At 63.1% G+C, this 20,537-nt stretch carries 22 protein-coding genes; 14 read left to right on the top strand and 8 right to left on the bottom strand.

Annotation, left to right across the window (positions count from 1 at the left end; genetic code table 11):
• Nucleotides 1-321, bottom strand: a complete 321-nt coding sequence (locus tag AC1DXU_RS24410) for a response regulator (RefSeq protein WP_477373496.1) — start codon at nucleotides 319-321, stop codon at nucleotides 1-3.
• A 208-nt stretch (nucleotides 322-529) separates the two neighbouring features.
• On the opposite strand from AC1DXU_RS24410, the gene AC1DXU_RS24415 reads away from it, so the two are divergent.
• The 3 genes from AC1DXU_RS24415 (at nucleotide 530) to AC1DXU_RS24425 (ending at nucleotide 2,227) form a co-directional block, all read left to right on the top strand.
• Nucleotides 530-1,291, top strand: a complete 762-nt coding sequence (locus AC1DXU_RS24415; protein ID WP_477373092.1) for a Crp/Fnr family transcriptional regulator — start codon at nucleotides 530-532, stop codon at nucleotides 1,289-1,291.
• A gap of 133 nt (nucleotides 1,292-1,424) precedes the next feature.
• Complete coding sequence (locus tag AC1DXU_RS24420; protein ID WP_477373094.1) at nucleotides 1,425-1,751, top strand: ElaB/YgaM/YqjD family protein; 327 nt, start codon at nucleotides 1,425-1,427, stop codon at nucleotides 1,749-1,751.
• Between the two features lie 11 nt (nucleotides 1,752-1,762).
• Nucleotides 1,763-2,227: a hypothetical protein gene (locus AC1DXU_RS24425; RefSeq protein WP_477373096.1), complete on the top strand. Its 465-nt coding sequence runs from the start codon at nucleotides 1,763-1,765 to the stop codon at nucleotides 2,225-2,227.
• A gap of 4 nt (nucleotides 2,228-2,231) precedes the next feature.
• Here the strand turns inward: AC1DXU_RS24425 and AC1DXU_RS24430 are convergent, their stop codons facing one another.
• Complete coding sequence (locus AC1DXU_RS24430) at nucleotides 2,232-3,764, bottom strand: sensor histidine kinase (protein WP_477373098.1); 1,533 nt, start codon at nucleotides 3,762-3,764, stop codon at nucleotides 2,232-2,234.
• A 151-nt stretch (nucleotides 3,765-3,915) separates the two neighbouring features.
• Between AC1DXU_RS24430 and AC1DXU_RS24435 the strand changes: the two genes are divergently transcribed.
• Nucleotides 3,916-4,137, top strand: a complete 222-nt coding sequence (locus AC1DXU_RS24435; protein WP_477373100.1) for a hypothetical protein — start codon at nucleotides 3,916-3,918, stop codon at nucleotides 4,135-4,137.
• On the opposite strand, the gene AC1DXU_RS24440 is transcribed toward AC1DXU_RS24435, so the two are convergent.
• Nucleotides 4,119-5,039: a diacylglycerol/lipid kinase family protein gene (locus AC1DXU_RS24440; RefSeq protein ID WP_477373101.1), complete on the bottom strand. Its 921-nt coding sequence runs from the start codon at nucleotides 5,037-5,039 to the stop codon at nucleotides 4,119-4,121. The two genes, AC1DXU_RS24435 and AC1DXU_RS24440, sit on opposite strands and share 19 nt — an antisense overlap.
• Nucleotides 5,040-5,150: 111 nt before the next feature.
• On the bottom strand, nucleotides 5,151-6,734 hold the full coding sequence (locus AC1DXU_RS24445) for an alkaline phosphatase family protein (RefSeq protein WP_477373103.1): 1,584 nt from the start codon (nucleotides 6,732-6,734) through the stop codon (nucleotides 5,151-5,153).
• A gap of 234 nt (nucleotides 6,735-6,968) precedes the next feature.
• Here AC1DXU_RS24445 and AC1DXU_RS24450 point away from each other — a divergent pair, with 234 nt between their 5' ends.
• The 5 genes from AC1DXU_RS24450 to AC1DXU_RS24470 all read left to right on the top strand — a co-directional run bounded on the left by AC1DXU_RS24450 (nucleotide 6,969) and on the right by AC1DXU_RS24470 (nucleotide 10,521).
• On the top strand, nucleotides 6,969-7,901 hold the full coding sequence (locus tag AC1DXU_RS24450) for a VOC family protein (protein WP_477373105.1): 933 nt from the start codon (nucleotides 6,969-6,971) through the stop codon (nucleotides 7,899-7,901).
• Nucleotides 7,902-7,905: 4 nt separating this feature from the next.
• A complete protein-coding gene (locus tag AC1DXU_RS24455) occupies nucleotides 7,906-8,550 on the top strand; it encodes an alpha/beta hydrolase (RefSeq protein ID WP_477373107.1) in 645 nt (214 codons plus the stop codon).
• Nucleotides 8,531-8,830: a GNAT family N-acetyltransferase gene (locus AC1DXU_RS24460; RefSeq protein WP_477318004.1), complete on the top strand. Its 300-nt coding sequence runs from the start codon at nucleotides 8,531-8,533 to the stop codon at nucleotides 8,828-8,830. Before AC1DXU_RS24455 ends, AC1DXU_RS24460 begins: the two co-directional genes overlap by 20 nt.
• Before the next feature lie 158 nt (nucleotides 8,831-8,988).
• Nucleotides 8,989-10,047: a dipeptidase gene (locus AC1DXU_RS24465; protein ID WP_477373109.1), complete on the top strand. Its 1,059-nt coding sequence runs from the start codon at nucleotides 8,989-8,991 to the stop codon at nucleotides 10,045-10,047.
• A gap of 57 nt (nucleotides 10,048-10,104) precedes the next feature.
• Nucleotides 10,105-10,521 (top strand): VOC family protein, encoded by a 417-nt coding sequence (locus AC1DXU_RS24470; RefSeq protein WP_477318008.1) that lies wholly within the window; start codon nucleotides 10,105-10,107, stop codon nucleotides 10,519-10,521.
• A gap of 10 nt (nucleotides 10,522-10,531) precedes the next feature.
• Here the strand turns inward: AC1DXU_RS24470 and AC1DXU_RS24475 are convergent, their stop codons facing one another.
• From AC1DXU_RS24475 to AC1DXU_RS24490, 4 genes are read right to left on the bottom strand one after another with little or no spacing between them, the layout of a single operon-like run.
• Nucleotides 10,532-10,792, bottom strand: a complete 261-nt coding sequence (locus AC1DXU_RS24475; protein WP_477318010.1) for a hypothetical protein — start codon at nucleotides 10,790-10,792, stop codon at nucleotides 10,532-10,534.
• Nucleotides 10,793-10,794: 2 nt separating this feature from the next.
• Nucleotides 10,795-12,054, bottom strand: a complete 1,260-nt coding sequence (locus tag AC1DXU_RS24480) for an aminomethyl transferase family protein (RefSeq protein WP_477318012.1) — start codon at nucleotides 12,052-12,054, stop codon at nucleotides 10,795-10,797.
• Between the two features lie 3 nt (nucleotides 12,055-12,057).
• Complete coding sequence (locus AC1DXU_RS24485; RefSeq protein WP_477318014.1) at nucleotides 12,058-13,623, bottom strand: phytoene desaturase family protein; 1,566 nt, start codon at nucleotides 13,621-13,623, stop codon at nucleotides 12,058-12,060.
• A complete protein-coding gene (locus AC1DXU_RS24490) occupies nucleotides 13,610-15,229 on the bottom strand; it encodes a phytoene desaturase family protein (protein WP_477373111.1) in 1,620 nt (539 codons plus the stop codon). Before AC1DXU_RS24490 ends, AC1DXU_RS24485 begins: the two co-directional genes overlap by 14 nt.
• Before the next feature lie 200 nt (nucleotides 15,230-15,429).
• Between AC1DXU_RS24490 and AC1DXU_RS24495 the strand changes: the two genes are divergently transcribed.
• The 5 genes from AC1DXU_RS24495 (at nucleotide 15,430) to AC1DXU_RS24515 (ending at nucleotide 20,525) form a co-directional block, all read left to right on the top strand.
• Nucleotides 15,430-16,230 (top strand): class I SAM-dependent methyltransferase, encoded by an 801-nt coding sequence (locus tag AC1DXU_RS24495; RefSeq protein ID WP_477373113.1) that lies wholly within the window; start codon nucleotides 15,430-15,432, stop codon nucleotides 16,228-16,230.
• Nucleotides 16,231-16,245: 15 nt separating this feature from the next.
• The gene (gene betI, locus AC1DXU_RS24500; RefSeq protein WP_477373498.1) at nucleotides 16,246-16,923 is read left to right on the top strand and encodes a transcriptional regulator BetI; all 678 of its coding nucleotides are present in this window, start codon (nucleotides 16,246-16,248) and stop codon (nucleotides 16,921-16,923) included.
• Between the two features lie 45 nt (nucleotides 16,924-16,968).
• Entirely contained in the window at nucleotides 16,969-18,051 is a 1,083-nt protein-coding gene (locus AC1DXU_RS24505; protein ID WP_477373115.1) for an ABC transporter substrate-binding protein, read from the top strand.
• A gap of 111 nt (nucleotides 18,052-18,162) precedes the next feature.
• A complete protein-coding gene (locus tag AC1DXU_RS24510; protein ID WP_477373117.1) occupies nucleotides 18,163-19,239 on the top strand; it encodes an extracellular solute-binding protein in 1,077 nt (358 codons plus the stop codon).
• Nucleotides 19,236-20,525: a flavin monoamine oxidase family protein gene (locus AC1DXU_RS24515; RefSeq protein WP_477373119.1), complete on the top strand. Its 1,290-nt coding sequence runs from the start codon at nucleotides 19,236-19,238 to the stop codon at nucleotides 20,523-20,525. The genes AC1DXU_RS24510 and AC1DXU_RS24515 overlap by 4 nt, the downstream gene beginning before the upstream one ends.
• The last annotated feature ends 12 nt before the right edge of the window (nucleotides 20,526-20,537 follow it).

A 20,537-nucleotide genomic window follows, 5' to 3' on the forward strand; every position in this document is an offset into this window, starting at 1 on the left:
TTACGCCGCAGACCGTCGTCCGCAGGCCGCGGCCACCGCCTCGACGAGATCGTCTCCCGAATAGGGCTTGGTGACCAGTTTGATGTCCGGAAAGGCCGCCTTGATCTCGTCGGCATCCGAGTAGCCCGAGGCGAAGATGAAGGGCACGCCCGATTGGCGCAGCCGCGAGGCGAAATCGACCGTTGACGCCCCGCCCAGCATGAGGTCGACGATGGCAGCGTCGAACTGCGTTGCAACCTTGTGCTGATCGATTTCGGTCAGATCGCGAGCAATGACCACCTCGCCGGCGCCATAATCGCGGCAAAGCTGTTCGACATCCATGGCGATCAGGAACTCGTCCTCCAGGACCAGTATCCGCAATCCGTTGAGCAATGGGGGCACTTCGCAATGTCTCCTTGAAACAAACCGATTCATGATCGTTATTTGGCAGCCTGTCATTTAAAAAAGACATGCCTGATGCCGGAACTCCGATCCCCGCAAGGCGTTTGCATTCAGCCTGCCTCAAGGAGGCTTTCGAAGAGGGGTCGAAATGTCTGGCCAGAACGGTCGTTCCTTCTCCAGCCGCCAGTATCCGTGCGAGAAATGCCCGCTGCGGCCGCTGGCGGTTTTCCGCGAGTTCGAAAAACAGGAACTCGCCTTCATCAGCACGTTCAAGAAAGGCGAGCTTGCCGTCGACAAGGGCGCCACGGTGCTGGTCGAGGGCAGCCACAGCGCCCATCTCTACACGGTGCTGTCGGGCTGGGCTTTCCGCTACAAATTGCTGCCTGACGGCCGGCGCCAGATCCTCAACTATCTCATGCCCGGCGATCTCATCGGCCTGCAAGGCAGTGTGATGGGAGAGATGCAGCATTCGGTCGAGGCGCTGTCACCGATGCTGCTGTGCGTCTTCGAACGCGAATATCTGCACGACCTCTACCGCAACCATCCGGGCCTGGCCTACGACATCACCTGGATCGCCTCGCGGGAAGAGCGAATGCTGGACGAGAACCTGCTCAGCATCGGTCGCCGCAGCGCGATCGAGCGCGCGGCCTATCTTATCGCTTTCATCGGCAGCCGGGCCAAGGTGGTCGGCCTCAACGGCAAGGCACCGGTTCAAATCCCAATCACCCAGCAACATGTCGCCGATACGCTCGGCCTGTCGCTGGTCCATACCAACAAGACGATCCGCAAGCTGATGGACCGCAAATTGATCGTCTGGCGCGACGGTGGTTGCGAGGTGGTCGACAATGAGGGACTTCAGCGCCTCGCGCGATGGGAGGGATTGAGCGAGGGACGCCGGCCGCTGATCTGATGAGGGACAAGACCGTGCCCCGGCAGCGGGCTGGACTCATCTCGAGAAACATCTTTTGATGGCGCTTGTTCCGATTTCGGAACCTTGGCCTGTATCGAGCGTTTGAAACCAAGCAAACGCAAGGAGTTAAGCAATGGCAACTGCCGCAGGAAAAGGCGCTGGTGACAGCCGGTCGAATTCGGACCTCGAAGCCGACATCAAGCAATTGAAGGCCGATATCGAAAAACTCACCAAGCAGTTGGCCAAGACCGGCGAACATGGCTATGGCACCGCCCGGCGCGCCGCCACCGAAGGTGTCGAGCAATTGCGCGCCCAGGGCGAGGCAGCCTTCGACAATCTGCGCGGCAGCGCCAAGGACATCGAAGCGCAGATGCTGGCGAGCGTGCGCGAGAAGCCGGTGACGTCGCTGGCGATCGCTGCCGGCGTCGGCTTTCTCTTCGCGCTGCTGGCGCGGCGCTAGTTCCTGTCCAGATGGGAATGCTGGCATCGTTGATCTCGGCTTTCGCCTCGGGCGAAACCGTTGCCGCCATGCGCCGCGCGCGCACGGCGGCAATTGTCTATGGGTTCGCAGCGCTTATGGCGCTCTGCGGTCTCGGCTTCCTGCTCGGGGCCGCCTATATCTGGGCTGCCGACCGCTATGGCTCGCTGGCCGCCTGCCTCGGCTTTGGAGCCGGCTTCCTGGTGATCGCCGGGCTCATCCTGCTCATCCACCAGATATCGGCCGGTTCGCGCGCACGGCGCCGCGCCAGACGGCGCAATGCCGATATGAAGGCGATCGGCATCGCAGCGGCTCTCGCCGTGCTGCCGACGCTGCTCAAAGGCAAAGGCGGTCTGGGTGTCATACTTGGCCCGGCGGTGGCGCTCGCCGCCTACGCCATCTATCGTGAGAACGTAAAGCCCGGCCCTGACGATCCGGATGGCGGAGAAGATAGTTAGCGCGTCACTTCGACAAATCTTCGAGCGGCATCGATATTTCGGCGAACACGCCTTCGGGGCGGAATTCGTGGGTCACTTCGCTTGAGATGACCTTGGCCAGGCTGCGGCGGATCAGGATCGAGCCGAAGCCGTGGCGCTCGGGCACGGAGACCGGCGGGCCGCCGCTTTCGCGCCAGGTCAATATCAGGCGCTGTGCGCCTTTCTTGCCCTGTGTCTTCCAGTCGAGCTGAACTTTTCCCGAAGCCACCGACAGCGACCCGTATTGCAGCGCGTTGCTGGCCAGTTCGTGCAGGATCAGACCGAGCCCAACTGCCTGGTCGGGTGAAAGCAGCAGGTCGGCGCCGGAGATCGTCATGCGCGGCTGCGACGCGCTGTCGAACGGTTTCACCTCGATCTGCACCAGTTCGGCAATGCCGATGCCGCGCCATTCGCGATCCGACAACAGATTGTGGGCGGCACCCAGGGCCTGCAGCCTTGCGCCGAACGCCTCGAGGAATTCGCTCGGCTGGCGGGCATGACGGACGGTCTGCGTCGCCAGCGCCTGCACGGTCGCCAGCGTGTTCTTGACGCGGTGGTTCAGTTCGCGCAGCAACAGCCTTTGCCGCTCGTCGCCGAGCTTGCGCTCAGTGATGTCGTAGTTGACGCCGAAGATCAGCGTCGGCTTGCCGTCGCCGTCGCGCTCGATGACACGGCCGCGGGTGGCGATCCAGCGCGGTGGATTGAAGCCTTTCACACGGTATTCACCGAAATAGTCGTCACTGCCGGTCAGGGCGTCGCGAAAGCGCGTCTCGGTCTGGTAGACATCGCGCGGATCGATGGCGCCAAGAATGTCGCGTGCCTTCAGCCGGTTCGAGCGCGGCAGGTTGAACAGTTCCGACAACAGCACGTCGCATTCGATCATGTCGGTGCGGATGTCCCATGCCCAGCTGGCAAGCGAGGCGGCATCGAGCGCGATGGCGCGGCGCTTTTCCTCGCGCACCAGTGCTGCCTCGGCCAGCGCCCCGTTGCGGGTGGCGTCCTTCAAGGTGAACAGGCTGGCGGCAAGCGCGGCCAGGTTCTTGAGCTGGTCGAGCTTGGCGGCGGAAGGATGTGCGTGCGGCTTTCGGTCGAGCACGCAGAGCGTACCGATCCGCGCGCCGGCCACCACCATCGGCGCGCCGGCATAGAAACGGACATGATGCTCGCCGGTGACCAGCGGATTGTTTGAAAAACGCGGATCGATTGTGGCATCCGGCACCACCATCGGCTCGTCGCCGGCGGCGATCGCGTGGGCGCAGAACGAGATGTTGGTTGCCGTCTCCGTCTCGTCCAGTCCGTAGCAGGCCTTGAACCATTGCCGCTCGACATCGAGCAGCGTGACCAGCGCGATCGGCATTTGCATCACAGCGGCGGCCAGACGGCTGATGCGATCGAAGTCGGGATCGGCCGCGGTGTCGAGCGCATCGAGGCTGTGCAGCACGGCAAGCCGGTCCGCAGCGTTTACCGCGCGGTGGACATGGACCGGTAGACCCGGCGCCTTCTGTACCTTGCTATCCACCAAGCCCCCAATGACTTGCCTGCGGTCTGTCCGTGCCGCGCCGCCGGTTGGCCGTTGGCCTCAGCATCCGGAACTTTTGTAGCGGAGAATCGTTACCCGACCATGCCTTGCCAGACACGCCTGTCGGCGCCAGACGATATGGAGGCCGGCCTTGGTCAAGATCATTCCTGAAAACAAAGCCCGCCAGGGAGGCTGGGGGCGACATGGCTTGCGCATCCTGATTGCCGCGCTGCTCCTGGTTTTCATCGCCTGGGGCATCGCCGAAATCTATGGCGAGATGATCGACACAAACACGCCCGCCAACCAGGGGCAGACGCCCAACAGCCAGGGTTTGCGGCTTGATGGCCTTGGACATCAGGCAGCCTTGGCCTGAGTGGCGCGCCGCGGTACCAGCACGTTCAGCACGCCGGGATGAATTTCGATCGTCGTCTCGCGGTCAAGTCTGACCAGTTCGCCATCGATGACGGCGCGGAATTTCTTGGCTGACGAATGGATTTTCAGGACCGCCCGCTCGGCCTGGTGGATCTCGACATGCTCGTTGTCGCGCCATTTGCCGCGCGCCACGTCGAACAAGAACTTGGCCAGTTCGCGGCGCTGCCTAGCCACCGTGACGTAGATGCCAAGCACGCCGCCCGCCGGGTTGTCGGCGTAGGGCAAGTGGCCCTCGCCAAACAAATTGTTGGTGACGCCGATGCCGGTGATGCGCGTCACGATCTCGGCTTTGCCGACGGTCAGGGTCACCTTCATCGCCGGTGGGTTGTTGATCGTCGACCAGGCGGCTTTTGCCGAGGCGCGGATCTTTCCCAGCCGCGATCCGAATTCCATGTTCTGGCGCAGCTGCACCATCCTGGCATGCATGCCGATCGAGAATTGATGCACAAAAGGCCTGCCATTGGCACTTGCGATGTCGACGGCGATGACCTCGCCGTCGGCGAATGATTTCAGCGCCGCGTCGAGGGTTTGCGGGATGCCAAGCCCGCGGGCAAACAGGTTCATGGTGCCCGCCGGCAATATCGCCAAGGCCTTCTTGCCGTTCATCAGCCGGGCTGCCGCGGTCGAAATGGTGCCGTCGCCGCCGCCCGCCAGCACGATGTCAATGCCGCGCCGTGCGGCAGTCTTTGCGAGCGCTGCCTCAACGTCTTTGCCGGCGACGATGTCGATATCGATGAAGTGGCCAGCCACCTCCAGCGTCTGGCGCATCCGGTCGGAAAAGGCTGGAAGATCGGTCGTCCGCAAGGTGCCGCCGTCCCGGTTCAGCACCGCCGCAAATCGCATGCCCCACTCCGTATGCTCTGCAATCATTGAGCTGGCAAAAGTCCCAGCCAAAGGCTGAAACGAAGCGGCGGAAGAAAGGTTCCGCCTGACGAGGCGAAATCTGTGCGAGCTCTATCGCGTTCTGGAAAGCAGCAGGCCGGCGACATGGCCGGCAACGCCGGCTTCGGTCAGTTCGGCAAGCGCCAGCGACTGGTCGAGATGCTCGGCCCGCCAGGCGAGCAGCCGTTCGGCGAACTCCAGCCGCACAGCGACATAGGCCGGATCGGTCGCGACATTGTCCAGCTCTCCCGGATCCTTTTTCAGGTCGAACAGCAGCGGCGGCAGGCCGCCGCCGAAATGCACATATTTGAACTCCTTCGTGCGGATGACGGCTAGGTTGCACTGGCGCGGGCCGATGCCGAAATGCCGCTCCGCTTCACCCTCGGCAATCGAGCGGAAATCGAATTCCCAATGCGCGGCGTCACGCCAGTCCTCAGGCGTCTCGTTCGCCAGGAATGGCTTCAGCGAACGGCCGTCGAGATGTGGCGGCGGAGCCTCGCCGAGCAGGTCGAGCAGCGTCGGCGCGATGTCGACCGCCTCGGTGAAGCGGTCGATGCTCGTACCGGCCGCCTTGCCACAACGCGGGTCACGGATGATCAGCGGGATGTGAAAGCTGCCGTCGAAGAAGCCGCCCTTGCCGAGCATGAAATGGTCGCCCATCATCTCGGCATGGTCGGAGGTCAGCACGATGATGGTGTTGTCCCAGGCGCCCGCCGCCTTGACCGCTTGCCAGATGCGGCCAAGCTGCGCGTCGACCTCCGAGATCATGCCGTAATAGAGCGCGCGGATGCGGCGGAAATTGTCGTCGCCCCAGTCGCGCACCATGCCCTCGGCGCCGGGACGGAAATTCGCCCGCTGCTGCCGGCCCATGCCGTAAGCGAGATACGGGTGGCTCCCGGCTTCGGTCTGCCAGCTTGCGGCACGGCGGAAGGCTGGACCGTCGGCCGGATCGTATAGGGTGTTGTAGGGCCCAGGCACGATGAAGGGCGGATGCGGGCTGAGGAAAGAGACATGCGCGAACCATGGGGTGTCGCGCTGCTGTTCGCCAAGCCAGCGGACGAATTCGCCGGTCAGGAAAGCCGCTGGGGTTTCGTCCTTCGAATAGATCGGGGGAGCATTGGTGACCGGATCGTCGATCTTGTTGCCCGAAGCCTCGCCCGCGGGGCGGTGGATGTCGGGAAAGCCGGCACCGGCATCGACGCCGCGCAGTGCCAGCCAGGACAACCAGGGCTTCTGGTGCTCGGGCAGAAGCTGGCGCACGCCAAACCCCGGCAGCACGCCTTCATAGGTTTTCAGCCTGGGGTCGCCGGGCGCCAATGTGCGCGGATCAAGCGAGACGTCGGTGTAGCCGAACAGCGTCGGATCGTAACCCAGGCTGCGCGCCGAAATCGCGATGTTGCCGTGGCGGGCATCGAGCGGCGTGCCATTGCGGCAGACACGGTTGTTCATCTGGTAGAGGCCGGTGTAGAGGCAGGCACGTGCCGGCGAGCAGGGTGCGGCGCCGCCAAAATGCTGCCGAAACAGCACGCCCTCGGCGGCCAGCGCGTCGGCGTTCGGCGTTTTCACCACCTCGTGGCCGGCCGCCGACAGGCAGTCGCCGCGCCACTGGTCGCAAGAGATCAGGAGAACATTCGGGCGTCTGTTTTTGTCGGCCAATCGCGGTATCCTCATCCCCATCCGGCGCCTAAAAGAGCGCCGCTCATGGAACCGAAATTTCGCGATGAAGCAAGCCTGACGGATTTGCCAAAGTGTGAACAAAGGCAATGCCATTGTTCACCATTAGCGCACAGTCCATTCTCTGTTTGTTGCCTTTGATCCGGACGGCCGGGTCCTCATATTGGCGTGGACAGCGGCATGGGCCGCACAGATACCAAGGGAAGGAGCAGGAAAATGCTCGACCAGATCAAAGGGCTGCACCACGTCACCTCGATGGCCAGGGATGCGCGCCAGAACAATGAATTCTTCACCAAAAAGCTCGGCCTGCGCCGGGTCAAGAAGACCGTCAATTTCGACGCGCCTGATGTCTACCATCTCTACTATGCCGACGAGCTCGGCACGCCGGGGTCGGTGATGACCTATTTTCCGTTCCCAAACATCGGCAAGGGCCGCCATGGCGTCGGCGAAGTCGGTAGCACGGTCTATTCGGTGCCTGAGGGCACGCTCAGCTATTGGGAAAAGCGGTTTGCCGATGAGGGAGTCAGCGGGCTCTCGCGCGACGAAACATTCGGTGAGAAGCGTCTCGCCTTCGCCGGTCCGGATGGCGACGGTTTCGCGCTGGCCGAAGACAAGGCTGACACCAGGGCGCCATGGGCCAAGGGCGGCGTTCCCACGGATGAGGCGATCCGTGGCTTTCACTCGGTGTCGCTCCGGCTGAAAGATGGCGGCGCCACCGAAGAGCTGCTGAAGTTCATGGGCTATGAGGAGATCGACAGGTCAGGAAATGTCAGCCGGCTGGCGGTGAAGAACGGCAACGGCGCCGATGTCGTCGACATCGAATCGCTGCCGGGTGCAGGCTTCGCCAATCTCGGCGCCGGTTCGGTCCACCATGTTGCCTTTGCCGTAGAGAATCGCGCGAAGCAGCTCGAAGTGCGCAAAGCGCTGATGGATACCGGTTACCAGGTGACGCCGGTGATCGACCGCGATTATTTCTGGGCGATCTATTTCCGCACGCCGGGCGGCGTGCTGTTCGAGGTCGCCACCAACGAGCCGGGTTTCGACCGCGACGAGGATACCGCTCATCTGGGCGAAGCGCTGAAGCTGCCGTCGCAGCACCAGCACCTCAGGCCCTATCTCGAAGAACATCTGCAGAAGCTGGAAGGCTGAGGTCATGAGCAAGGACGCTTACATCCACAAGGTGCTGCCCGGTTCGCCTGACGGCCCGCTGCTGTTCGTCTTCCACGGCACGGGGGCCGACGAGAACCAGCTGCTGTCGCTGGGGCGCGATCTCGCGCCCCAGGCCACCATCATCTCGGCGCGCGGCGATGTCTCCGAACAAGGTGCGGCGCGCTTCTTCCGCCGCACCGGCGAGGGCGTCTACGACATGGACGACCTTGCACGGGCGACGCAGAAGATGGCCGGCTTCGTCAAGGCGCATATCGAGGCGGCGAAACCGTCCTCGGTGCTTGGCCTCGGTTATTCCAACGGCGCCAACATATTGGCGTCGGTGGTGTTCGCGGCACCGTCGCTGTTCAATGCGGCGGTGCTGATGCATCCGCTGATCCCGTTCGAGCCTGAGGTGAAGGGCAGTCTCGCCGGCCGCCGCATCCTGGTCAGCGCCGGCAAGCGCGACCCGATCTGCCCGCCGAACCTGACGTCGCGGCTCGAGGCGTATTTGCGCGCCGATGGCGCCGATGTCACAGTGGAATGGCATGAGGGCGGCCACGAGGTGCGGCCAAACGAGATCGAAGCGGCGCGGCGGTTCTTCGCTGCCGTGCCGGTTGAAGGAGCAAACAATGCCGGACCAACTGCCTGAGATCGAACTGGAGGATCGCGGCTCCAAGGGCCGCTATGTCCTGCGCGGTCCTGATGGTGCCGAGGCGGAGATGACCTTCACCAAGATCGGCGAACACATCATCATCATCGATCACACCGAGGTGCCGGATGCATTTCGTGGCCAGGGTGCGGGGCTTCGCCTCGTCACCCGAGCCGTCGAGGATGCGCGGGCAGTGGGAAAGAAGATCATCCCGCTCTGCCCGTTCGCCAACGCCCAGTTTCGGCGTCATCCTGAATGGGCCGACGTGCTGAAACAGTAGGTTCATTCGCCCGCTTGGCGGGCGGCAAGATGGTCGAGAGCGGACAGCCACAAGGAGATAACCTTCTCTGGCATTTGCGCCGCCCGGCCATCTTGCCTAAGTAGACGGTTCGCCTGCAGACTGGCGCTCCGTCTCCCCTTGAACCGAATGGCTCCTTGATGTCCGAACTCGATCTCGTCCCCGTCTTCGACGGCCACAACGACACGTTGCTCAGGCTCTATCAGTCGAAAGACACCGATGTCGAAAAGCTGTTCATCGAGGGGACGCCGGGCGGCCATGTCGACCTGCCGCGCGCTAAAAAGGGCGGCTTTGCCGGCGGCATGTTCGCCATTTTCCCGCCGCCGGTCGAGAAATCCAAGCGCGCCTCGGTGCCGCCAGCACCCAGCGACAATGAGCCGTTGCCGCCCGAACTGCCGCGCACTGACGCGCTGACGTCCACCATCGCCATGGCCTCGATCCTGTTTCGGCTGGAGCGGGCCGGAGCGCTCTCTGTCTGCCGCAGCGCCGATGACGTGCGCAATGCGATGGCCAAAGGCTCAATCGCAGCGGTGTTCCACATCGAAGGGGTCGAGGCGATCGATCCCGAGCTCACCATGCTCGACGTGCTGCATGAAGCCGGCCTGCGCTCGCTCGGCATCGTCTGGAGCCGTCCGAATGCCTTCGGCAATGGCGTGCCGTTCCGCTTTCCCTCGTCGCCCGACACCGGCCCGGGCCTGACCGATGCCGGCAAGGCGCTGGTCAAGGCCTGCAACCAGCTCAAGATCATGATCGATCTCTCGCATCTCAACGAGAAAGGCTTTCGCGATGTCGCCGCGCTCAGCGATGCGCCGCTGGTCGCCACCCACTCCAACGTGCATGCGCTCTGCACCCATTCGCGCAACCTCACCGATTGGCAGCTTGGCGCGATCCGTGAGTCCGGCGGCATGGTCGGACTGAACTTCGCCACCGGCTTCCTGCGCGAAGACGGCCGGATGAATGCCGACACCAGCCTCGACATCATGGTGCGCCATGTCGATTCGCTGCTGCAGGCGCTGGGCGAAGACGGCGTCGGCCTGGGTTCCGATTTCGACGGCGCCATGATCCCCGCGCCGATCGGCGATGTCGCCGGCCTGCCGAAACTGATCGATGCACTGGCCGCGCGCGGCTTCGGCCGCGCATTGATCGAGAAGATCGCTTACCGGAACTGGTTAAACGTGCTGGAAAGAACCATAGGGTGAAGTGGACCAGCCGTCTTTCGCAAACGGTCCATGCCCTTTGTTGGACAATCGTGCGCCATGCTCACATATGTCTACTTCGGAACAAATGACCTGAAGCGAGCCACAGTGTTCTATGATGCCGCGCTAGCGCCGCTGGGCATGGAACGCTGCATCACCGGCGATCCTGCCTGGGACAGCACTTCTGCTGGATGGGGCACCTACGAGGACGGCGGTGTGCGCGAACTGGCATTCTGGATCGGAAAGCCATTCGACCAACAGGCTGCGACAACAGGAAATGGCAGCATGGTCGCGTTCAGAGCGCGATCATGGAAAGAGGTCGACGACTTTTATGCCGCGGCCCTCGCCAATGGAGGAAGTTGCGAAGGTGCCCCGGGCCTGCGATTGCACTACAGCCCGGACTTCTATGCAGCTTATGTGCGCGATCCAGACGGCAATAAGCTCGCCGCTGTCTGCCGCGGCGTGCAGGCGCCCTAACGCGCGGTGCTTATTCGAAACCCATGCGCTGCAGCCAATCCTGGCCGATGCCGCGATCGCGGATGATGGGCAGTGGATCGGTGGAATCCAGCCGGGCGCAGATGCGGTAGACCTCGAGCGTCTCGGCGCTCAGCTCGCCGCGCTTGTAGAAGAACATGGCGGCGGCATAGCGGGTGCGGCCCGACCATTTTTCGCCGAGCGGCGTGTTGACCAGCTCCCACTGTTCGGCGACTTCCCCGTCATCATCCGGCTTGTCGGCCTCGTCGGTCATGCTCAGAAATCCGCAGGCGGGTTGGCGGTGCGGCGGTCGAGCTTGATGAACGGCCGCGCCACCACCTTGGCCCGCTTCATCAGCTTTTGGTACTGCAGCTCGCGCATGGCGTAGATCTCGACCCAGAGGTCCTCGACCATCGTATCACCATAGGGACGCGCCAGTGAGGCGATGGCGATGTTGCGCTTGGCCATCGGCGACCACATGGCGGCACTGACCAGCCCGACCTCCTGCGACTTCTTGTAGTAGACGACGGCGTGTTCTGCCGGGATGTTGCCTTCGATCTCCAACCCGACCAGTACATGGCGCAGCTTGTGCTCGGCGCGGGCTTCGAGGATGGCGCGGTGGCCGTTGAAGTGACCTTTTTCGAGGTCGATCATGAAGCCGAGGCCGATCTCGTCCGGCATGCGCAAGCGGTCGGCGCGGATGGCATGCTCCGAGGTGGTGAAATCCGCGTTGGCGACGATCAGGCCGGCTTCGAGGCGGGCGCGGTTCAAGGCGGTGTAGCCCATGGCACGGATGCCGCGCAGTTCGCCCGCCATCATCAGCCGGTCCCACAGACTGAGCGCATTGTCCGCGGACACGAACAGTTCGTAGCCGAGATCGCCGGTGAAGCCGGTGCGCGAGATGGTGACGGTGCCACCCTCGTGCGGGAAATCGGCGAGGTCGAAAACCTTCAGCTTTTCGACGCCGGCAAAACCGGCATCGCGCAGCACGGCAAACGAGGTCGGGCCCTGCAGGGCCAGACCGGCGACGGCCTCAGTCTCTTCTTCGACCGTCACATCGAAGCCGATGGCGCTGTCGAGCAGCCAGGGCAGATGCCGCTCCTGCGAGCACAGCCGGAAGCGCGTCGGCGACAGCCGGAACAGGGTGCCGTCGTCGAGGACAAAACCCTCATCATCGCACCAGGCGGTGTAGTGGACGCGACCGGTTTTGAGCTTGGCCACATCGCGCAGCGTGACGCGGTTGAGCAAGGCTTCGGCGTCCGGCCCTTCGATGCGGTATTTCGTCATCGGCGAGATGTCGAACAGCGCGGCCTGGCTGCGGATGGCGAAATATTCGAGCTCCTCGTCCCACAGCGAATGCGGAGCGCGGTAGCCGGCCCAATTGTACCAGTCCTGCGTCCTGGCCAGCGCATCGATGCGTGGCTGGAACGGGGTGCCGAGACGAAGCGTGCGGAAATGCGATTGCGCCGCGATGCGGGCCGGGATGAGCGGGCTCGTCTTTGCCGGGCTGGGCTTCTTTTTTGTCGCTTGTGCCATGGCCTAGCCTTTCATCGCGATAATGCGCTTCGCCGCATTCAAGCCGGGTGCGCCGGAGACACCGCCACCCGGATGCGAGCCGGCGCCTGCAAGAAACAGTCCTTCGACCGGCGTGTCGTAGCCCGACCAGCCGGACACCGGTCGCGACATCAGCATCTGGTCGGCCTGCAGTTCGCCATGATGCCAGTGGCCGCCCGGCATCCGGTAGCGCGTCTCGATGTCGGCCGGCGTCAAAAGCTCAGCGTGCTGCACGGATTTGCCGATCCCCGGCGCATAGGCTTCGAGCTGCGCCATGATCGCCGTGAGGAATTTCGGCTTGCCGGCGCTCCAGCCCTCTTTCAGCGCATACGGCGCATACTGCACCACCGCCGACAGCACACAGGCGCCAGCGGGCGCGAGCGAAGGATCGGCAAGGCTGGGCAGCGTGATCTCCATCACCGGCTCGGGCGAGAACTCGCCGTATTTCGAGGGATTGAAGGCGCGTTCGACATGGTCGGGCGAGGGCGCGATAACCAGACGACCTTTGTGGCCGGCTGCATCGACGCCGGTGAATTGCGGCGGCCGGTCTAGCGCCAGATGGAGCTTCGCTGCATCGCCCTTCATGCGGATTTTCTTCACCTTGCGCGCGAAGCCGGTATCGACGTCGCGCGGCCCGACGAGATCGAGGACAGTGGTCGCCGGGTTGATGGCGGAAACGATTGTTTTCGCCTGAAGCACTTCGCCGCTGTCGAGCGCAACGCCGACGGCGCGGCCTTTCTCGACGATGATTTTCGCCACCGACGACGCGGTGCGGATGGTGACACCGGCCTGTTCCGCCGCTGCGCGGATGGCGGTGACGACCGCGCCCACGCCGCCTTTGGGCACCACCTGCGCGCCGGCCTTGCCGCCGGTCTCACCGGCCAGCCGATAGTAGAGACCAAGCAGCGAGGTCGGCGAGCGGGGGCCGAGATGGCTGCCCAGCGTCGCATCGAAGGCGAGCAGGCCCTTCAACCTGATATCGGCAAGCTGCTCGTCGAGCAGGTCGGCGACGTTCATCAGCAGCACGCGCAGGAAATCGCGCATGTCTTCCTTGCCGAGTTTCTTCAGCGCCAGAGCCGTCTGGCCAAGTGCTGCCGTTTCAAGCAGCGACATGCCGCCAAGATCGGGTGGCCGGCGTGACAGGAACGGTTTCAGGATGGCGGCATAGCGCAGCAGCTGGGCCCGCAATTCCTTCCACGCTGTCTGCTCAGAGGCGCTGGAGCCGGTCAGCACTTCGCCATAGGCGCCATGCAGGACAAGCGGCGGGCCGTCCTTCGACAGTGCCATCGACGGCACGAAATCGCTGCGTTCGATCTGCAATCCGTGTTTTTCCAGCTGCAGCGTCTTCACCACTTCGGGATGCAAGCGGTTCAGCACATGGGCGATGGAGGAGACGCGAAAGCCGGGTGCGAATTCCTCGGTTCGCGCGGCGCCGCCGACGTCGCCGGCGGCTTCCAGCACCAGCACCTTGCGGCCGCTCTTCGCCAGAACGGCGGCGGCGACGAGGCCGTTGTGGCCGCCGCCGATGATGATCGTATCAAATGACGTCATGGGCCGGGCTCATATGCGAGGTGGATTTGGCGAGGTCGCGCAGGATTTCGGCCGCGGCATTGCGGCCCGGCGCACCCATGACGCCGCCGCCGGGATGGGTCGAGGAGCCGCACATATAGAGGCCGCCGACCGGCGAACGGTATTGCGCGTAGCCCGGCACCGGACGGTTGAACAAAAGCTGGTCGAAGGTCAGTTCGCCCTGGAAGATGTTGCCTTCGGTGAGGCCGACTTCGGCCTCGATCTCGCGCGGCGTGCGCACTTCCATATGGACGATGCGGTCGCGGAAGCCGGGCGAATAATCTGATATCTGCGCAATCACACTTTCGGCGAAACCATCGCGATCGGCATCGGTCCAGTCGCGACCGCCAATCTTGGGCGGGGCGTATTGCACGAAGCAACTCATGAAATGCTTGCCTGACGGAGCCATGGTCGGGTCGAGCGTCGTCGGGATGACCATGTCGAGGAACGGATCGGCCGACCAACGCCCGGCCTTCCAGTCGTCATAGGCGCGCTCCATGCGCTCCATCGAATCGGTGAAATGCATGTCGCCGCGATAGACCGGCGAATCCTTCGGCAGCGCCGGGAATTCGGGCAGCGAATCGAGCGCGATGTTGACCTTGCCCGAGGAGCCGCGAATCTTGAAGTTCTTCACCCGGCGCAGGAAGATGTCGGGCAGTTCCTTCTCCTCGACCAGCTTGAGGAAGGTGCGTTTGACGTCGGCATTGGAGACGACGAGCTTGCCGTAGATCTCCTCGCCGCCGGCCAGAACGACACCCTTGGCTTTCCCCTTGCCGACCAGCACATGGTCGACCTCGGCGCCGGTGCGGATGGTACCGCCCGAAGCCTGGAAGGAGGCGGCGAGCGCCTTGGTCACCGCACCCATGCCGCCGCGCGCATAGCCCCAGGCGCCAACCGAACCGTCGACCTCGCCCATATAGTGGTGCAGCAATACATAGGCGGTGCCGGGTGACATCGGGCCGAGCGCGGTGCCGATAATGCCGGACAAAGCGAAGTTGGCCTTGATCACATCGGTCTCGAAATATTCGTCGAGGAACTCCGCGATCGACATGGTCCAGAAGCGCAGCGTCAGCGCCATTTCCTCGGCCGACAGTCCGGCGAACTTCTTGCCGAGATAGAGCAATTCGCCGATGTCGCGTGGCCGAAAACTGGTCGGGTCCGGTGCGGTACGCATCAGCAGCGGCTGGATGAAGCGGCACTGGCGCGTCACGTCGCGCGAATAGCGGTCATAGGCCTCGGCGTCACGCTTGGAGAAGCGGGCGAATTCGCGCCGGTGCGCATCGTGGTCGCGGTAGTTGGCGAGGTAGTCGCCGTCGCGGGTGAACACCGCGCCGCCCTCATAGGAGATCACCTGCAAGCCAAAGCGCGGCAGTTCGAGGTCGCGCATGATCTCGGGCCGAAACAGCGAGCAGACATAGGAGCAGTTGGAATAGAGGAAGCCCGGTGTCAGCTCGCGGCTGGTGGCGGCGCCGCCGACCCAGCCGTTCTTCTCGACCACCAGCACATCGAGCCCGGCCCGCTGCAGGTAGCAGGCATTGACCAGCCCGTTGTGACCGCCGCCGATAATGATCGCGTCCCAAGCCTTCATTCGCGCCCAGCCTTCATTGTGCTCGACCCTTCATTTTTGCGTGATCTGTCCCCGAATGCGCGGAATTTGGCACGGCAGCGGCCATTCTGTCCAGTCATTCTGAATGAATGTTCAACAAATGATGTTGCGTTTTCCTGTTAATGCGCTACGCTTTGCCGGCATTCGAACCTGCGCAATTCGGCTGACGGGACTGAGGTCTGATGATCGAAACGGCAGATGCCGAGCCGGAATATGACGACACCGCGATCCGCTTCCTCGAGGCGCTGTGGGGCGACGGCTATCTGTCGCCGGGCGGGCCGGACGAGGTCGATCGGGTGATCGAAGGGCTCTCGCTGAAGGGCAAGACCATCCTCGATATTGGCTGCGGCTCAGGTGGCATCGCGTTGCATCTGATCGAGCGCCACGGCGCTGCCCACGCCACCGGCTTCGATATCGAGCGTCCGGTGATCGAGGCGGCCAGGAAGCGTGCCGCCGCCCATGGGCTTTCGGACCGCGCCAGCTTTGTCCAGGCGCCGCCCGGACCGCTGCCTTTCACCGACGGCGCCTTCGATGTCGTGTTTTCCAAGGACGCGCTTTTGCATGTGCCGGACAAGGACGCGCTGTTTGTCGAGATATTCCGTGTGCTGAAGCCGGGCGGCGTCTTTGCGGCGTCGAACTGGATGATCTCGCATGACGGCGAACCGTCGCCTCAGATGAAGGACTATGTCGCGGCGGAAGGCCTGTCCTTCACCATGGCTTCGCCGGCGCGCTATGCGCAGGCGATGCGCCTGGCCGGCTTTGCCGATGTCACCGTGCGCGACCGCAATCCCTGGTATCGCGATGTTGCGCGCGGCGAGCTCGAAAGGCTCAAAGGCCCGCTCTATCCGACGGTCGCGGCGGCGGTCGGGGCCGCCTATGTCGACAAGAACATACGAACCTGGGAAGCCATGCAGAAGGTGCTTGACAGTGGTGAGCACCGTCCCACTCATCTTCGCGGGTGGAAGCCGGCTATGGTGGGATAGCCGGCAATGTGGAGCATGACGGCACCGATGAAAGCTGCAGCGCGCGACGAGCGATCTCTGGACATTTCCGGAAAGGGCGAACCGGAGAAACGCGGCCGTAAGGCATCGAAGGAAGTCAGGCAGCTGCAGCTGATCGAGGCGACCATCGATTCGCTGGCCAAGCGCGGCTACGCGGAGACGACGATGGCCGATGTCGCCGATGGCGCCGGCCTGTCGCGCGGCATCGTCAACTTTTATTTCGAGAGCAAGGAAAAGCTGCTGATCGCGACGCTGCAGCACATGTATGACGAGTATTCGGCGCATTGGCGCGCTTCTCTGCAGAAAGCCGGTGATGATCCGGCCCGCCAATTGCAGGTGCTGGTTTGGGCCGACTTCGACCGCTCGATCTGCAACAAGCGCAAGCTCGCCGCCTGGCTCGCCTTCTGGGGCGAGGCCAAGTCGCGGCCGGTTTATCAGGCGCTGAGCAGTTCCCGCGACGCGTACTACCAGCAGGTCTTCATCGATCTCTGCACGACGCTCAAACAGAGCGGCGGCTATGCCTATGAGCCGCAGGTGATGGCGCTGGCGCTGTCGGCCATGCTGGAAGGGTTGTGGCTGCGGCTGATGATGGGAACCGAAGACACCACGCGCGAAACCGCCCTGCAAGCGGCGAACGTATTCCTCGCCGCGGCCTTTCCCAAGCACTACCGATAACCAGAAGCCAGCCAGTCGAGCCGGCAACAAAGAGGAGGAAATGTAATGAGAAAAATAACCAGACGCCTGACACTGACTTTAGCACTCGCCGGAACCCTCGCCGCTTCGGCGGCGGCGATTGCGGTGGCCGCCGACAAGGACCTGATCGTGTTCGACTGGTCCGGCTATGAGGACCCGAGCTTCCATCCGAAATATGTCGAGAAGAACGGCGACTCGCCGACCTTCGCCTTCTTCGGCGATGAGGACGAGGCGTTCGAAAAGGTCCGCTCCGGCTTCAAGGCCGATCTCGGTCATCCCTGTTCGCAAAGCGTGACCAAATGGCGTGAGGCAGGACTGCTGCAGCCGCTCGACACCTCGAAAATAACCGGCTGGAAAGACCTCAATCCCGGCATCATGGCGATGAAGAACCTCGCCACCACCGACGACGGCAAGGCCTGGTTCATGCCTTGGGACTGGGGCAACACGCAGGTCACCTTCAACACCTCCAAGATCGACGAGAAGGACGTACAGTCGCTGAAGGCGTTTGCCGATCCGAAGTTCAAGGGTCGGGTTTCGATCGGCGACAATGTCGACGATGCCTACGCGCTGGCCAGTCTGGCCATCGGCCTGAAGGACTGGACCAAGATGACTGACGACCAGTTCAAGCAGGCATCGGACTTCCTGCGCCAGGTGCACAAGAATGTCCGATCCTACTGGACCGACACCACCGACGTCGTCCAGCTGTTGAGCGGCGGCGAGGTCGACCTCGCCTGGGCGTGGAATGACGCCACGGTGCAGTCGGTCGCCGCCGGCGTGCCGATCAAGTCCAAGAAGGACACCGACGAAGGCATTTCGACCTGGGTCTGCGGCTATGTGCTGTTCAAGGATGCGCCGGGCAATGTCGACAAGGCCTATGACTATCTGAACGCCATCAATGATCCGGAGACTGCCAAGGTACTGGTCAAGGACTGGGGTTATGGCCAGGCCAATGCCAAGGGCATGGCCGGCGTCGACCAGGCCGTCTTGAAGGAAAAGGGCTATGACGACGTCGGGAAATTCGTCGACAAGACGCTGTTCCAGTCGCCTGTTCCTTCGGAGCTGAAGCTCAAGATGATCGCCGAGTTCGAGAAGATCAAAGCCGGCTATTGAGCTCTGTTCTGCGCCCCCGTCTGCCTGCCGATATGGCGGGCAGACAGGCTCGCCAAAGCCGCGGAATTTTCCTAACCTCGCCTCGGTTCTCGCGATGAGGAGTTTCGCGCCATGAATTCCATGCTTCGCCGCCTTGTCCTTGCCGCCGTCTGCACCATTGGTGCCGGCGCGGCCTACGCGCTTGCCGAAGGTGGCGGCGACCTCGTCGTGTTCGACTGGTCGGGCTATGAGGATCCGCTGCTGCATCCCGCCCATGCCGCCAAGTATGGTGCCGAGCCAACCTTCGCTTTCTTCGGCGACGAGGACGAAGCGTTCCAGAAGATGCGGGCCGGCTTCAAGGCCGATATTGCGCACCCCTGCTCGCAAAGCGTGGTGAAGTGGCGCGAGGCCGGCATGCTGCAGCCGCTCGACACCAGCCGCATCGCCGGCTGGAAGGACCTCAATGCCGGCATCATGGCGATGAAGGATCTCGCCACCACGGCCGACGGCAAAGCCTGGTTCATGCCCTTCGACTGGGGCAACACCTCGCTGCTCTACCGCACCGACAAGGTGACGGCGGATGAGGCGCAGTCGCTCAGGATTTTCGCCGACCCGAAGTTCAAAGGGCGCGTTACCATCGGCGACAATGTCGACGACGCCTATGCGCTGGCCAGCCTGGTCATCGGCCTGAAAGACTGGACCAAGATGACCGACGCGCAGTTCAAGGAGGCGTCGGCTTTCCTGCGCGACGTTCACAAGAACGTCCGCTTCTACTGGACCGACGACACCGACCTCAACCAGGCTTTTATCGGCAATGAGGTCGATCTCGTCTGGGGCTGGAACGAGACCTTCGTGACGCTGAAGGGGCAAGGACTGCCGATCGCCATGAACCGCGGCACGAAAGAAGGCATATCCACCTGGGTGTGCGGCTATGTGCTGATGAAGGGCGCGCCGGGCAATCTCGACCAGGCCTATGATTTCCTCAACGCGGTCAACGCGCCTGGCGTGTCGGACTATTTGGTCAAGACCTTCGGCTACGGCCATGGCAACGGTGCCGGCATGGCGGCGATCGATGCCAAGATCCTGACCGATCGCGGGTTCGACAATCTCGACAAGTTCCTCGACAAGACATTGTTCCAGCAGCCTGTGGCGCCGGAGCTGAAGCAGCGGATGATCGACGAGTTCGAAAAGATCAAGGCCGGCTATTGAAGACCGGGATCGAGAGAACCGATGTCGTCATCGTCGGCGCCGGCTTCACAGGCCTGTCGGCGGCGCTTGAGCTGAAGAAGGCCGGCATCGATTTCATCCTGCTCGAAGCGCGCGATCGCGTCGGTGGACGCGTCGAGTCCAAACAAAACGGGCTTGGCGAGCGGATCGACAGCGGCGGTCAGTTCTTCTGCGAGGACATGCCCGAGCTGATGGCGCTTGTGCAGGTTCGCGGCAAGACACTGGTGGAAGCCCATATCGAAGGCGAGTTCGTGGCCCAGCCGCAGATGAGCGGCTGGCAAGCCGAGCGAACCTTTCTCGCCTCGATGGCCATCCGCGATCGGATGAACATGATCGCCCCTGACGATCCAGCCATCGCCGGTTTGACCGTCGCCGCATGGCTCGATGGCCAGAAAGACGCGGACGAGGTCAAGGCTGTCTTTCGTTCGATGATCGAGGGCCTGTGGTGTCAGGCGCTGGAAAAGATGCCGCTGTGGCATCTGATCGACAATGATCGCCGCATCACCAACGAGGTTTCGGAGCTGCAATATTTCGTGCACGAAACCATGCATTCGCTGGCTGATGATCTGGCCAGCGATCTCGGCAACAGGCTGCGCTTGAACACGCCCGTAACACTCATCGAACACGGACCGGAGGGGGTTCGTCTGGCTTCAGCGACCGGCGCGATCGAGGCGCGAACGGCCCTGATCGCCGTACCGCCGGTGATGGCCTCAAAACTGGCGTTCACGCCGCCGCTTCCGGCTGCGCTCGGACGAGCCCTCGGCGTCTGGCAGAGCGGCGATGTGATCAAGGTGCTGGTGCGCTATGACAGGGCCTTCTGGCGCGACAAGGGCCTGAGCGGCATGGTGATGTGGCGCGATCTGCCGGGCCTGTTCGCCTGCGATGTCAGCAAGGACGATGACCATGCCGCGCTGGTTGTCTTCATTGGCGGCCCGCTGGCCCTGCGCTGGCGCACGCTGGGCGATGCGGCGCTGCGCGCCGAAGTGACGGCACGGTTGCGGGACGCTCTCGGCGACGAAGCAAGCAAGATGCTCGATCTCAGCTATCGTGACTGGATGGACGATCGCTGGAGCGGTGGCGCCTATGGCGACCTGATCATGGACGTGACGGCGACCGATGCAGAGCGGACAATCCTTGCCGGCGCGCCGCCGCTGTATTTTGCCGCGTCGGAACTGTCGCCGTCATTTCCCGGCTATGTCGAGGGCGCGATCGTCGCCGGACGCATCGCGGCGCGAAAGATCACCGCCGATCTTCTTGGCGGAGCTTGATCATAGGACAAA

It is taken from the genome of Mesorhizobium sp. P3_A10 (assembly GCF_056403175.1).